The sequence below is a fragment of the Sphingomonas sp. BK481 genome (assembly GCF_014194875.1).
Classification (GTDB): domain Bacteria; phylum Pseudomonadota; class Alphaproteobacteria; order Sphingomonadales; family Sphingomonadaceae; genus Sphingomonas; species Sphingomonas aerolata.
Genome location: NZ_JACIAP010000009.1, coordinates 136847 through 149344, shown reverse-complemented (window position 1 = coordinate 149344; position 12498 = coordinate 136847). Strand labels below are relative to the sequence as shown.

The following is a 12498-nucleotide window of genomic DNA, read 5'->3' as shown; positions in this document are numbered from 1 at the left end:
CTATACCGGCGTCATGACCAAGATACTCGATACGGACAGGAGATCGCAGGGTTCACCTGAACCCTCATTTCTGCACCTGAACGACAGCGCTCGGCATCATCGGGTCGCCTGACGCAATGACGAGGTACCGGCGCATGTCGCCCTTCGCGTCGCTGACGATCTGGCGGAGCGGTCCGAGCGTGTTGACGATCGCGCCGCCCGCGGGATTGGTCATGAACTTTGCCAGAGGCTGGATCACGCCGCCACCATCAGCGCGGGAGGATAGCCCAAGGACATAGGGCATCTTTGGGCTGAGGCCCGCAACCGCCGCCTGCAGGATCTGGACTTGGCCTTGATCGAACAGCGTGACCTGGCTGCGGCCAGTCCCGGCGAGGGTCAGCTGGATCTTCATGCCGGCCTGTGCGAGCGGTATCAGGTTTGCACGGCCTTCGCCTACCGGCACCGCGCCGGGAACATAGGCCACGCCTTGCGGCCCCTGACCGATCGGAATCGTCGCGATGACGGTGTTGCTGGCGGTGTCGATCGCCGCAACAGCGTCGGCGTTCTCCAGCCCGACATAGATCCGCGAGCCGTCGCCCGACGGCCACAGACCGTGCGGCAGCGCGCCGACCGGGATGCTCGCGACCTGCACGAAGTCGGTGGTGCGGAACACCTTCACGACATTCTCGGTGCCGACCGTCACATAGGCGAACTGGCCGGCCTTGGTGCGGGCGATGTTGACGTGGTTGGTGATCGCGCCGGTGTCGAACGTCTTCAGCACTGCGAAGGGTGGCTTGGCGTCGAACACCATGACCTTGCCGACGTCCTTCAGCGTCAGCCAGACCTGCTTGCCGTCGGGCGTCGCGGCGATGTCGGGGCAGAACGGGCTTGCCTGCTTGACGCGACCGACGATCTTCTTCGAGGCGGTGTCGATCACCACGGTCTCGGGTGAGAAGCTCGAACAGACATAGCCGTATTTCCCGTTCGGCGAGAAGATCGTCATGCCGGGGCCGTTAGGTACGGGAATGCGCGTCGTTGGCGCGAACGTCTTGCCGTCGAGTACCTGAATGTAATCCTCGCCGCGCACCGCGACCCACACTTCGCGACCATCGGGACGGAAGAACGCCTCGTGCGGCGAGCGCCCGACATAGGTCGTGTGCTTCACGGCGTTGGTCGCGGTGTCGATGAACGTCACCGAGTTCGACCCGATGGAGATCACCGCCAGCGTCTTACGGTCGGGCGAGAAGCCCATGCCGTGGACGAGCAGCTGCCCCTTGTAGAGTGGGCTGAGATTGGCGGGGGTCTGGTCACCGAGCTTGATGACGCCGAGCAGCGTGTTGGTCGACGGATCGATCACCGACACGGTGTTGGAGAACTGGTCCGAGGTGTAGAACCGGTCCTGCGCGCTGACGGGTATGTCGGGGCTCGCGTTCGGAACCTGCTGCGCAAATGCCGGGGCCGAGAAAGACAGGGCGGCACAGGCGGTTAAGGTGAAACGCTTCATGGACGGTCTCCTTGATGGGGGTGACCGGTCGCGGTCGGTTCGGTGTGGGGCGGCAACGCGCCGCCTTCGGATAGGATGCTCTGCATCACCGCGATTTCCTGTCGTTGTTCGACGATGATTCCCTGCGCAAGCCGGCGCAGGCGTTCGTCTTTGCCATAGCGCAGTTCGACTTCGGCCATGTCGATCGCGCCCTGATGATGGGGAATCATCATCCTTGCGAAGTCGCGATCGGGATCGCTCGAATAACCGGTCATCATCGCGCCGTGCATCCGCGTCATCGCCGCATCCATCGCGGACGCGAAGCCGTCCGTTTGCGCGATAGCAGCGGTCGATACGGACAAGCCTATCGCCATCAGCAAGGTCGTGCGTGATCTCATCGTCCTGTCCCTAGTTTTACTGTTTACGACACGCGAGCGATGATGCCGATGATCGTTGCTAGCACGGCCATGCAGGCCGGGAGAAAGAGCATCTGTACAGCCGCTTCGCGCCCTGTGATCGTGCCCGTCAAAATATCGACCGGGCCCTTGATGAACTCCGGGAACGAGCGGAGATGTTCGCCGGGGGCGGGAGTATCGCTGAGTACGATGCCGCCAGCAATCAGACCGAAATACAGGATCATGAAGACCGACACGACCGTCAGGACGAGCGCCGTAGCTGCATCACGTGCGAAGAAGGTCCAGAAAGTCAGCAACATTACTGCATACACGCCGACGAGCAAGCCCAACGTGGCAGGATGGACGCCGCGCGATGCGATGCCTGGAGCGGTTCTTTCCAGGTCGTCATAATTGCCTGCATCCGGCACGATTGTGAGATGTCGGCGCACAGGCGTAGGAGCAACGAGTGTCTCGATAGCGAGATCGTAGATCGGCTGTGTTGCCATGAGGAAGTCTCCGCGCGTCTCGATGAATGCCGAGCGTGACAGGATAGATGATTGCGGCGGGGCGGTCGGTCCAACGCATAACCACAGTCGTTCCGATCATCTAACAAGAACGGTAGACAATCTATGATCGCGTTTTCGTATTGAAACCATCGCGACCATGCGTTGGACGCAGGGGACATATCGGTCGATCTAGCGGCATCGGACTGGCACGATCACCCGCCGGATCCGCGATAAGGATCGAACGATGAAAGCTGCGATCGTTTTGGTTGCCGCGATGTTGGCCTCCGTAGCGCCAGTCCCGGCGATCGCTCAGGCCTATTGGGCTGCACCTGCGGCGGGCGACTTTCCCTACGATATCAAGGCGGTTCAGGCACCGTGGTCGAAGGCTGATATCGACCTTAGCCATCATGACCGGATCTATGTGTCTGACCCGACATCGACGAAGATCGTTGTCATCGATCCTGCAGCGGGCAACGAACTGGGACGCATCGACCTCGCCAAAAGCGCGATAGCTGAGCCCAGCTTTTCCAGCCCCAAAGTCCAGCACCTGGCTGCAACGCGTGACGGGCGGACCCTGGCGGTATCGGCATTAGCGCAGCACAGTGTGACGCTCGTAGATCTGGCCACGAACACGGAACGAGGCCGGACCGTGTTCCAGACGTCTCCTACCGCCGTCGCGTTTACGCCCAATGGGCACGAACTTTGGGTTTCGCTCGGCGATGAACATGCCATCGCGGTCGTGGATCCTAAGACCGCGCGGGAGATCACCCGCGTACCAGCAAGTGGCGGAGCAGGCGCGACCATCCTGTCGCCAAACGGACGCTATGCCTTTGTATCGCTTACTGAAAGGCCGTCCATCCTGGTTGTCGACGTCGAGCATCGGCGCGTCGTCGGACACGTTGCCAGCAACGGTGCAGGTGCGGGAGCAATCGCGGTCTCGCCAGATGGCAAACAGATCTGGGCAACACGCCGCGAGAGCGGCACGACCACGGTCTTTGCTGCCAAACCGCCGTTTGCGGTACGCGAAGTGATAAACACTGGTCCAGCAACGGGCGCGGTCAACTTCGCTCAGCGCGCGGACGATTCCTTTGCCTATGTCAGCGTTGGCGGCGATCAACCTGCAATCAAGGTCTATAGAACCGACAGCCTGGAGGCTGTGACAACCATCCCGCTACAAGCGGCTCCGACCGCGGTTTGGCCGTCGGGCGATGGTACGAGGATCTATGCCAGCCTGGCCGGAACCAACAAGGTCGCTGGGATCGACACGCTGACGTACACCACCGCGTCGACGATCCCGATCAGTACGGATGTGCAAAGCCTGATCTACGTTCCTGGTGCCGTAAGATCAGGAAAAGGTCTCGCCAATCTAGTGCCATCCGGGCGCGATGCAGCGCTTGCCCTGGCGGCGCGTTGATCGGTCTTACACCGTCTGTAATCTCCCAACGAAAGCCCTTTCCAAAATGACCAAGCCCCCCGTCAGGATCGTGATCAGCGGTGCCGCAGGACAAATTTGCTATTCGCTGCTCTTCCGGGTCGCGCAGGGTGATGTGTTCGGACCGGACCAGCCCGTTATCCTTCAACTGCTCGACGTGCCGCAGGCGATGGACGCAGTACGCGGCGTGGTCATGGAACTGGAGGATTGCGCGTTCCCGCTGCTGGCAGATGTGATCATTACTGATGATCCGATGGTGGCTTTCAAGGACATCGATGCGGCCATGCTGGTCGGGTCTCGTCCCCGCTCGAAGGGCATGGAGCGCCGTGATTTGCTCGCTGCCAACGCAGCGATCTTCAAGACGCAGGGCGCAGCGCTGGACGCAGTGGCCAAACGCGACGCCAAGATCCTGGTCGTCGGCAATCCCGCCAACACAAATGCCTGGATCCTTGCGCAAAGCGCGCCGGGTTTCCCTGCCGAAAACATCACGTCGATGATCCGCCTCGATCACAACCGCGCGCAGGGACAGCTTGCGGCCAAAGCGGGTGTCGGTGTCGATGCGATTACAAAGCTCGTCGTCTGGGGAAACCATTCGCCGACGATGTTTGCCGACTGGGGAAATGCCGAACTCGATGGCCAAAAGCTCGCCGACCGTATTGGAGACGAGGCTTGGTACCGCGAAACGTTGATCCCCACCGTTGCGCAGCGCGGAACCGCGATCATCGAAGCACGGGGTGCGTCCTCGGCCGCATCGGCCGCAAATGCGGCGATCGATCATCTACGCGACTGGGTGCACGGCGCAGGCGACAATTGGGTGTCGATGGGCGTGGTGTCAGATGGCTCCTACGGTATCCCGCAAGGGCTGGTGTGCGGCGTGCCGGTGCACTGCAAAAGCGGTGGGTATGCGCGTATCGAAGGACTGATCCTCGATCCATTCCAGCGAACGATGCTCGATCGCACGATTGCCGAACTGGTCGAAGAACGTGAGGCGGTTATCGACATTCTGAAATGAACGACCGGTATATCTGATTGGAATGACCGTAATCTTTGGTTGGTGCGATTGATCTCCTTTCCCTATCATTGGGGCAAGGAGATCGGGCATGACCCTGGAACAACTCAGGATTTTCGTCGGTGTCGCTGAGCGCGAGCACATGACGCGCGCGGCCGAAGCGCTCAATGTGACGCAGTCAGCCGCAAGCGCTGCCATCGCCGCGCTGGAAGCCCGGCACGGCGTGCCGCTGTTCCACCGGGTCGGCCGTGGGATCGAACTGTCCGAAGCGGGCCGCATGTTTCTGGTCGACGCACGCGCAGTGCTTGGCCGTGCCGCCAGCGCGGAACTTGCACTGGCCGAATATGCAGGACTGGAGCGCGGCACTCTGCGGCTAGTCGCAAGCCAGACGATCGCGGGCTATTGGCTGCCCCGCCAGCTGGCCGCGTTCCATGCGCGCTACCCCGCGATCTCAATCGAACTGGCGATCGACAACACCGAGGGGGCCGCGGCGCGCGTGCTCGACGGTGCGGTCGAGCTCGGCTTCGTCGAGGGTGTGATCGACGAGCCCGCGCTCGCGCATTGGACGGTCGCGAACGACCGCATGGTGCTGGTAAGCGACCGCGCAGCCGACACGATCGACGAGGACTGGATCCGCGCCGCACGCTGGATCGTCCGCGAGCAGGGATCGGGCACGCGCTCGTCGTTCGAGGAGGTGCTGCGCCAGCGCGGCGTCGATCCGTCGGACCTCACCGTGGCGCTGATGCTACCATCGAACGAGGCGGTACGTAGCGCGGTCGAGGCCGGGGCGGGCGTCGCGGTGCTGTCGCAGCATGTCGTCGCACCTGCAATCGCGGCCGGCACGTTGCACGATCTGCCGCTCGGTCTGCCGCGGCGTCCGTTCTACGCGCTGCGCCATAAAGAGCGGTATCGAACGCGGGCGGCCGATGCGCTGACCGATCTCATCAAGGAGACTGGCAAGTGACCGCCGATCTGAAACCCGTTCTCGATGGCCTGAAGCCCCTCAGCCGGCTCGACTCCCCGCGCGAGATGATCCGGCAGTTCACCCCCAACTGGTTCGCCGCTACGATGGGCACCGGCATTCTCGCGCTCGCCTTGCCGCAGGTGCCGGGCGTCGGCGCATCGCTGCACCCGGTCGGCGAGGCGCTGTGGTACTTCAACATCGCGCTCTTCACGCTGTTCGCCGGGCTCTACACCGCGCGCTGGACGATGTTCGGACACGAGGCGCGGCGGATCTTCGGGCACAACACCGTGTCGATGTTCATCGGCACGATCCCGATGGGGCTGGCGACGATCATCAACGGGTTCCTGGCGTTCGGCCTGCCGCGGTTCGGCGCTGGCGTGATCCCGATCGCCGAGACATTGTGGTGGATCGACGTCGCGATGTCGCTCGCCTGAGGTGTAGCGATCCCCTACCTCATGTTTACTCGGCACGAACATTCGCTCGACGGCATGACCGCGGTGTGGCTGCTGCCGGTGGTCGCGGCGGAGGTCGCAGGTGCGAGCGGCGGCCTGCTCGCCCCGCATCTGGCGGACGCGCATCACCAGTTCGTCGTGCTCGCAACGTCGTATGTGCTCTGGGCTTATTCAGTGCCGGTCGCGTTCGGCATCCTCGCGATCCTGATCCTGCGGATGGCACTGCACAAGCTGCCGCACGAGAGCATGGCCGCCTCGAGCTGGCTCGCGCTCGGTCCGATTGGCACCGGCGCGCTTGGGATGCTGGTGCTCGGCAGCAACGCGCCCGCGATCCTCGCCGCCAACGGCCTGGGGCAGATCGGCGCGGTAGCGCAGGGGATTGGCACGATTGCCGGGCTGCTGCTCTGGGGTTTCGGTCTGTGGTGGCTGGCGCTCGCGACGCTGATCACGATCCGCTACTGGCGCGCGGGCATTCCGTTCAACCTCGGCTGGTGGGGCTATACCTTCCCGCTTGGCGTCTCCACGGTCGCCACCTTCAAGCTCGGCACGACGCTTCAGCTCGGCTTTTTCGGGATCGTCGGCACTGTCCTCACAGTGGCGCTCGCAGCAATGTGGCTGCTGGTCGGCGCTAAGACGGTCGCGGGCGGCTGGCGCGGCAACCTGTTCGTGTCGCCCTGCATTGCCCAAGCCAATTGATGGGCCAAACCGATCGTCCTGCCGGATCGAACCGGCGAATCTGATCGACCCGTACCGGGCAGACCGGCGGACGGGTCGCGCATACAGAACATGACAGAAACGGGAGAATGTTGGTGGACAGCCTGGATATGAAACTGGCGCAGGCGACGAACCGCCGTCGCTTTCTCGCAGAGGCCGCGATCGGCAGCGGCGCGCTGATCGCCGCACCCGCGCTGGCGCAGAGCATGGTCGATCTGCACCTGCCGGGCGGTCCGTCGGAACGGCCGATGACCAGTGCGTTCCCCGGCAAGGGCAACATGATCCTCCAGCGTATCCACCCGCCTTTGCTGGAAACGCCGATGAGCGTGTTCAATGGCGACGTCTTCACGCCAAACGACCAGTTCTTCGTCCGCTGGCACTGGGCTGACATTCCGACCGCGATCGATGTCGAGGCGTTCCGGATCAAGGTGCACGGCGCGGTCACGCGGCCGCTGTCGATCTCGCTCGCGCAACTGCTGAAGTTGCCACGCGTCGAGCTGGCGGCGATCAACCAATGCTCGGGCAATTCGCGTGCGCTGTTCCAGCCGCCCGTTGCCGGTGCGCAGTGGCGTCACGGGGCCATGGGCAACGCCAAATGGCTCGGCGTGCGCCTGCGCGACGTGCTCGACATCGCCGGCGTGAAGCCGGGCGCGGTTGCGGTGCGGTTCGGTGCGCTCGACCAACCGGTGGTCGCGGGTGGACCGGATTTCGCCAAGTCGCTGTCGATCGACCACGCACGCGACGGCGAAGTGATGCTCGCCTTCGGGATGAACGGCGAACAGATGCCGCTCCTCAACGGCTTCCCGGTCCGGCTGATCGTACCCGGCTGGTATTCGACCTATTGGGTCAAGATGCTGAACGACATCGAGGTGCTCGCCGCACCCGACGACGGTTACTGGATGGCCAAGGCGTACAAGATCCCTGACACTCCAGGCGCGAACGTGCGGCCTGGCCAGAAGGATTTCCCGGCCGTGCCCATCAACAAGATGATCCCGCGCAGCTGGGTCACGAGCCTCGACGAAGGGCAGGCAATCGCGTTCGACCGGTCAATCCCGCTGGGCGGCATTGCGATGGGGGGCGATTGCGGCGTCGCCAAGGTCGATGTGTCGACCGACAACGGCAAGACCTGGTACAAGACAGTGCTCGGCCCCGATCACGGCAAATACAGTTTCCGCCGCTGGGACGCGCAGGTGCCGCTCACGCATGCGGGCCCGACCAGGCTGATGTCGCGCTGCTGGAACACCGCCGGCATCGCGCAGCCGATGACGCCGATCTGGAACCCGGGCGGGTTCATGCGCGGCAACATCGAAACCACCAACATCGTCGTCGGCTGAGGAGCGCTCCCCCATGAAAACGCCTTCCATCGGCACGCTGTCGTTCGGGTTCGTCGGCGCGACCGTCGTTCTTCTGCTCGCGATTGGTGCCCCGAACAGCCGCGTCGCCCCGCCGCCTGCCGCCCCGACCGCACCACCGCCGCCAAGCGTCTCGGCGCGCGGCTTCTCGCTGGCGTCCACTTCGGTCGATCTCCCAACCGACGAAGGGCAATATCCCGCCGGCCCGCATGCCGACGTCATCAATGCGAACTGCACCTCGTGTCATTCGGCGAGCATGGCGCTGAACCAGCCGCCACTCTCCGCCGACCAGTGGACCGCGGAGGTCACCAAGATGCGCGAGGTCTACAAAGCCCCCGTCGCCGCAGCCGACGTGCCGGCGATCGTCGCTTATCTGACCGCCATGAGCGCAAAGCAGCCGGGCGCCGCGAAGGGCAAGGCGCAAGACCCCGATCCGAAGGCTGCGCCCGACGTATCGGGGGGATCAGGCTAAGCCCATCAACTCACGACACGCGGTTCTGCGCGCGAAGTGCTGTGCGGTGTGGCCTCTGGGGGAGGGCGTCGACGCCAATCGAAACACTGCTCGCGCCTGCGCGTTCGCAGGTGCGCCACGTGGCACACCTTACGCGATAATCGTCACCCGGCAGGGCCGAGACGCCGGCACGATGGCTCGGTCGGCACGCCCAGCGGGCCGATAGAGCCGTGCCCGCGGGGTCCCGCCCCACTCGTTGGGGACTTCGGAAAAGAGCGTAGGGTGCCGACTGCCTGCCTACTTGGTGCTATAAACGTCTGTACCGGAACCATATAGCTGCTATTCTGGATATATGGAAAACAACACGGCAATTTCAGCGCTCGGCGCGCTCGCACAAGGAACACGCCTCGACGTGTTCCGCCTGTTGGTGCGGCACGAACCGCATGGCTTGGCTGCGGGCAAAATCGCCCGTCAGCTCGACGTACCGCAAAACACAATGTCCGCACACCTCGGCATCCTCGCCCGTGGCGGGCTGGTGCGATCCGAACGTCATAGCCGCTCGATCATCTATCGTGCCGATCTCGACGGCCTGCGCGCGCTAACGCTCTTCCTCGTCAAGGATTGCTGCGCCGGCAACGCGGAGCTGTGCGCCCCGCTGATCGCCGAACTCACCCCCTGCTGCTGAAAGGACGCCCGTGGCCGTCGATATCGTGATCTATCACAACCCCGTGTGCGGCACGTCGCGCAACACGCTCGGCCTGATCCGCAATGCCGGCATCGAACCGCACGTGGTCGAATATCTGAAAACTCCGCCCTCGCGCGCGCTGCTGGTCGAGCTGATCGACCGCGCCGGCATAACGCCCCGCGGGCGCGGCCAATACGCCGCTGGCCTGCACGATCATGGGCGTCGAGCTGTTCGGCGCCGAGACCGCAGTGCCGGTCGCGGTCGCCTGTTTCGTCGCTTACGCCTGCTCCGGGCATAACGGCATCTACCTGTCGCAACGGGTGGCGGTGCCGAAGCGGGCGGGCAGCACCCTGCCGCCGGACCTGACGCTGCGCGATGCGCGCGCGCTCCGTCCCGTGCCCGACCTTTCAGACCTGTTCGCTCCTCACCCCACGGAAGGCTTATCCATGTCCGACGCCCACCACGTGTCGCAGACCGAGATCGGCTGGTCCGCATCTACATGAAGCCAGCCGACAAGGCGGTAAAGCCGGGCACGCGCTCACGCTGGGCTGCCAAGCCGCTCGACCGAACGCTCGTCGCGCAGGCCAAGGCGGACGGAATCATGAACGCTGTCGCCCACCATACCCACTACGGCTACAGCAACCACGGCCCGGTGCGTGAGAACGGCGCCGAGATCGCCGATCCGCACCTCACCATGTGTGTCGAACTGATCGGCCAGCGCGAGCAGCTCGAAGGCTTCTGCCGGGCGCACGGCGACCTGCTTGCGAACAAGGTCATCGTCTACAAGCACCTGGAGCATTGGACGGTCAGCCCGGCGGGCTTGCGCCAGGAAGATGCGGATACGGCCGAGCTGGCTGGCTGAGGCATGGGGCCATACCTGATTATGTTCGCCGGGACTGGTTCCGACGGCATGCTGCGGTATGGGCTGAACGGCCTCAGCCTGCGCCTGTTCGGCCCCGACCTGCCGATCGGAACGCCCATCATCAACGTGCTCGGCTCATTCCTTATGGGTCTGCTGGACGGCTGGTTCCTGTTGCGGAGCGGATCGAGCCGGGGATGGCGATTGTTCCTCACCACCGGCGGGCTGGGCGGCGTCACGACCTTCTCGACCTTCTCGCTGGAAGCGGCCTTGCTTTAGGAGAGAGCCGAAGTCGGGCAAGCCGCCCTTTATGTTGTCGGATCGGTTGGGCTGGGCGTGCTCGCGCTGTTCGGCGGCCTCGCTCTCGTTCGCTCCTTCAGCCCGGCTTAGCGGCGCCAACCGGCTCAGGAGCGATCATCTTCCTTGACGTTGTCAACCTTCGCCTTGTCTTTGGCGCGGACCGACTCCTCCAGCTCCAGAATCTCGGCCGATTCTTGCGTGGTGGGCTTCTTCTTGTCGATATCGCTCATGAAGTCCTCCGTCTGCAAAACTACTGGTACACCGTTTCGCGCCAAGGATTATTCAGGGTTTCTGCTCGGCGTCCCGCCGGTCCGCTTCGGCCGGGGTCTGCCGAGCGCGTTCGCGGATACGGCGTTCGAGCGGTGCGCCGACGAACAACACTAGCATCGCCAGCAGCAGACCGCCCACAAGTAGTGGCCACACCGCCAATCCCGCTGCCGCTCCGAGCGTCGCTGACACCCAGATGCACGCCGCCGTTGCTAGCCCGTGCACCTCCTGCCCGCTGCCAACGCGCAGGACCGCGCCCGCGCCGATGAAGCCGACGCCGGATAGGATGCCCTGCATCACTCGACCTGCTGCATCGGCGTTCACGTTCGGCAAGCCGCTGTGGACGATCGCCTGGACGGCGATGCAACTCGCGAGCCCGACCAGCCCCAGCGTCCGCAGACCCATGATCTGTCGGTTCTCGCGTGACCGTTCCCAGCCGAGCGTCATGCCGGCCGCCGTCGCCACGATCATCCTGCCGATCGCGTCGACCCAGAAGGCGAGATCGACCGACAAAGGCGGCGGATTCACTCGACCAGCACGTGGACGTGGTGCCAGGCCGTGCAGAGGTATCCGGCGAAGTTCCACATCGTATCGGGTAGTTCGGGCTGACCCTGGCCCGCATCGTCGAACGCGCGCACCACAAGGTGCTGGCGCCCCTTGGGCAGTTCCGCATCGAGCGACCAGCGCTGCCAGCTCCACTGCCCGTCCGGATCGTCGGAGAAATCGGCCTGCCGCCAGTCTCGACCGCCGTTCAGCGACACCTCTACCCGCGACACGTCGCGCTCATAGGCGACGGCATAGCCCTCGATCCGGACCTTGCCCGCGGGCAGACTCTCGCCCGAACCAGGCGAGCAGATCGCGGCGTTGAGCGGCATGGCGTTGATCGTCAGCCCTTGCGTCCAGTCCGCCGTCTCGCTGGTCACGTCGGCCGGAAAAAGCTTGTAATCGTGCGCCTGGATCGGCGCCTCGGAGGGCGTGTCCTTGACCTCGATCCGGGTCAGCCACTTGGCGCTACGCACGCCAGCATAGCCTGGCACGACCAGACGCAACGGCGCACCGTGCTCGGATGCCAGCGGTTCGCCGTTCATCGCCCAGGCGAGCAGCACGTCGGGCGCCCGCGCCTTGGTCATAGCGATCGAGACGCCGAACGGTGCCACCTCGCCTTCCACATCCACCTCGTCAGCGCCGGTGAAGCAGACGAACAGGTTGGACGCGTCCGATGCTCCAACTGCATCCAACAGGTCTGCGAGCCGCACGCCCGTCCACTCGGCATTGCCGATCGCGCCTATGTCCCACGGATCGCCTGAAGTCTTGCCCACCTGTTGGAGATCGGTCCGGCGGTTGCCGGCGCACTGAAGCACAGCCGTGACAGTCCGGACCGGAAAGCGCGCCTTCAACTCCGCAATCGAGATGGAGCACTCGCCCACACTGATCCCGCCCACCTCAATCCGGTGATCGGCCGGCAGGTCCGGCACGGGCCCATGGCTGCGCACATAGAACAGGTTCTGTGGCGTCAAGAACCGCTCGATCAAGGCGCCGGGCACCGGCTCGGCGTTGTAGGGCTCGGGGTTCCGCTCTATCATCAGCTCGCTCATGCTATTGTAACGCCTGACAATCGGTTTGGCCTCGGCCTCATCCTCACTATCTTGC

At 64.1% G+C, this 12498-nt stretch carries 15 protein-coding genes and 2 pseudogenes; 11 read left to right on the top strand and 6 right to left on the bottom strand.

Going from position 1 to position 12498, the window contains the following annotated elements:
- Nucleotides 1-64: 64 nt before the first annotated feature.
- From FHY04_RS16735 to FHY04_RS16725, 3 genes are read right to left on the bottom strand one after another with little or no spacing between them, the layout of a single operon-like run.
- On the bottom strand, nt 65-1483 hold the full coding sequence (locus FHY04_RS16735; RefSeq protein WP_055879837.1) for a YncE family protein: 1419 nt from the start codon (nt 1481-1483) through the stop codon (nt 65-67).
- A complete protein-coding gene (locus FHY04_RS16730) occupies nt 1480-1836 on the bottom strand; it encodes a DUF305 domain-containing protein (RefSeq protein WP_260171594.1) in 357 nt (118 codons plus the stop codon). The genes FHY04_RS16735 and FHY04_RS16730 overlap by 4 nt, the downstream gene beginning before the upstream one ends.
- 47 nt (nt 1837-1883) lie before the next feature.
- Entirely contained in the window at nt 1884-2363 is a 480-nt protein-coding gene (locus tag FHY04_RS16725; RefSeq protein WP_183937242.1) for a hypothetical protein, read from the bottom strand.
- Nucleotides 2364-2607: 244 nt separating this feature from the next.
- Here FHY04_RS16725 and FHY04_RS16720 point away from each other — a divergent pair, with 244 nt between their 5' ends.
- The 11 genes and pseudogenes from FHY04_RS16720 (at nt 2608) to FHY04_RS16670 (ending at nt 10560) form a co-directional block, all read left to right on the top strand.
- The gene (locus FHY04_RS16720; RefSeq protein WP_183937241.1) at nt 2608-3777 is read left to right on the top strand and encodes a YncE family protein; all 1170 of its coding nucleotides are present in this window, start codon (nt 2608-2610) and stop codon (nt 3775-3777) included.
- A 46-nt stretch (nt 3778-3823) separates the two neighbouring features.
- Nucleotides 3824-4807, top strand: coding sequence for a malate dehydrogenase (locus FHY04_RS16715; protein ID WP_069710277.1), 984 nt, complete (start codon nt 3824-3826; stop codon nt 4805-4807).
- Nucleotides 4808-4895: 88 nt separating this feature from the next.
- On the top strand, nt 4896-5768 hold the full coding sequence (locus tag FHY04_RS16710) for a LysR family transcriptional regulator (RefSeq protein ID WP_019054677.1): 873 nt from the start codon (nt 4896-4898) through the stop codon (nt 5766-5768).
- Between the two features lie 65 nt (nt 5769-5833).
- A pseudogene (locus FHY04_RS16705) lies at nt 5834-6916 on the top strand (TDT family transporter).
- 107 nt (nt 6917-7023) lie between these two features.
- A complete protein-coding gene (locus FHY04_RS16700; RefSeq protein WP_019054679.1) occupies nt 7024-8268 on the top strand; it encodes a molybdopterin-dependent oxidoreductase in 1245 nt (414 codons plus the stop codon).
- A 13-nt stretch (nt 8269-8281) separates the two neighbouring features.
- Nucleotides 8282-8758, top strand: a complete 477-nt coding sequence (locus FHY04_RS16695; protein WP_037535047.1) for a hypothetical protein — start codon at nt 8282-8284, stop codon at nt 8756-8758.
- Between the two features lie 331 nt (nt 8759-9089).
- Nucleotides 9090-9422 (top strand): helix-turn-helix transcriptional regulator, encoded by a 333-nt coding sequence (locus FHY04_RS16690; RefSeq protein ID WP_037535046.1) that lies wholly within the window; start codon nt 9090-9092, stop codon nt 9420-9422.
- 10 nt (nt 9423-9432) lie between these two features.
- Nucleotides 9433-9603 (top strand): annotated as a pseudogene (locus tag FHY04_RS22720) (arsenate reductase); the annotation flags it as partial.
- Nucleotides 9604-9637: 34 nt separating this feature from the next.
- Complete coding sequence (locus FHY04_RS16680) at nt 9638-9925, top strand: hypothetical protein (RefSeq protein ID WP_409349175.1); 288 nt, start codon at nt 9638-9640, stop codon at nt 9923-9925.
- Nucleotides 9922-10284 (top strand): DUF190 domain-containing protein, encoded by a 363-nt coding sequence (locus tag FHY04_RS16675; protein ID WP_192239384.1) that lies wholly within the window; start codon nt 9922-9924, stop codon nt 10282-10284. Before FHY04_RS16680 ends, FHY04_RS16675 begins: the two co-directional genes overlap by 4 nt.
- 3 nt (nt 10285-10287) lie before the next feature.
- Nucleotides 10288-10560: a CrcB family protein gene (locus FHY04_RS16670; RefSeq protein WP_277970856.1), complete on the top strand. Its 273-nt coding sequence runs from the start codon at nt 10288-10290 to the stop codon at nt 10558-10560.
- A 125-nt stretch (nt 10561-10685) separates the two neighbouring features.
- Here the strand turns inward: FHY04_RS16670 and FHY04_RS22715 are convergent, their stop codons facing one another.
- Genes FHY04_RS22715 through FHY04_RS16660 form a run of 3 tightly spaced genes read right to left on the bottom strand, consistent with a single transcriptional unit; the run spans nt 10686 to nt 12443 of the window.
- The gene (locus FHY04_RS22715) at nt 10686-10811 is read right to left on the bottom strand and encodes a hypothetical protein (RefSeq protein WP_260171586.1); all 126 of its coding nucleotides are present in this window, start codon (nt 10809-10811) and stop codon (nt 10686-10688) included.
- A gap of 52 nt (nt 10812-10863) precedes the next feature.
- Complete coding sequence (locus tag FHY04_RS16665; protein ID WP_107963382.1) at nt 10864-11376, bottom strand: MgtC/SapB family protein; 513 nt, start codon at nt 11374-11376, stop codon at nt 10864-10866.
- Nucleotides 11373-12443, bottom strand: a complete 1071-nt coding sequence (locus tag FHY04_RS16660) for a sulfite oxidase (protein ID WP_037535043.1) — start codon at nt 12441-12443, stop codon at nt 11373-11375. Before FHY04_RS16660 ends, FHY04_RS16665 begins: the two co-directional genes overlap by 4 nt.
- Between the last annotated feature and the right edge of the window lie 55 nt (nt 12444-12498).

What these genes read in the sequence shown, in the direction of transcription:
- FHY04_RS16735 (WP_055879837.1), bottom strand. Translation starts at nt 1,483, where the DNA reads ATGAAGCGTTTCACCTTAACCGCCTGTGCCGCCCTGTCTTTCTCGGCC.
- FHY04_RS16730 (WP_260171594.1), bottom strand. Translation starts at nt 1,836, where the DNA reads ATGGCGATAGGCTTGTCCGTATCGACCGCTGCTATCGCGCAAACGGAC.
- FHY04_RS16725 (WP_183937242.1), bottom strand. Translation starts at nt 2,363, where the DNA reads ATGGCAACACAGCCGATCTACGATCTCGCTATCGAGACACTCGTTGCT.
- FHY04_RS16720 (WP_183937241.1), top strand. Translation starts at nt 2,608, where the DNA reads ATGAAAGCTGCGATCGTTTTGGTTGCCGCGATGTTGGCCTCCGTAGCG.
- FHY04_RS16715 (WP_069710277.1), top strand. Translation starts at nt 3,824, where the DNA reads ATGACCAAGCCCCCCGTCAGGATCGTGATCAGCGGTGCCGCAGGACAA.
- FHY04_RS16710 (WP_019054677.1), top strand. Translation starts at nt 4,896, where the DNA reads ATGACCCTGGAACAACTCAGGATTTTCGTCGGTGTCGCTGAGCGCGAG.
- FHY04_RS16700 (WP_019054679.1), top strand. Translation starts at nt 7,024, where the DNA reads ATGTTGGTGGACAGCCTGGATATGAAACTGGCGCAGGCGACGAACCGC.
- FHY04_RS16695 (WP_037535047.1), top strand. Translation starts at nt 8,282, where the DNA reads ATGAAAACGCCTTCCATCGGCACGCTGTCGTTCGGGTTCGTCGGCGCG.
- FHY04_RS16690 (WP_037535046.1), top strand. Translation starts at nt 9,090, where the DNA reads ATGGAAAACAACACGGCAATTTCAGCGCTCGGCGCGCTCGCACAAGGA.
- FHY04_RS16680 (WP_409349175.1), top strand. Translation starts at nt 9,638, where the DNA reads ATGGGCGTCGAGCTGTTCGGCGCCGAGACCGCAGTGCCGGTCGCGGTC.
- FHY04_RS16675 (WP_192239384.1), top strand. Translation starts at nt 9,922, where the DNA reads ATGAAGCCAGCCGACAAGGCGGTAAAGCCGGGCACGCGCTCACGCTGG.
- FHY04_RS16670 (WP_277970856.1), top strand. Translation starts at nt 10,288, where the DNA reads ATGGGGCCATACCTGATTATGTTCGCCGGGACTGGTTCCGACGGCATG.
- FHY04_RS22715 (WP_260171586.1), bottom strand. Translation starts at nt 10,811, where the DNA reads ATGAGCGATATCGACAAGAAGAAGCCCACCACGCAAGAATCGGCCGAG.
- FHY04_RS16660 (WP_037535043.1), bottom strand. Translation starts at nt 12,443, where the DNA reads ATGAGCGAGCTGATGATAGAGCGGAACCCCGAGCCCTACAACGCCGAG.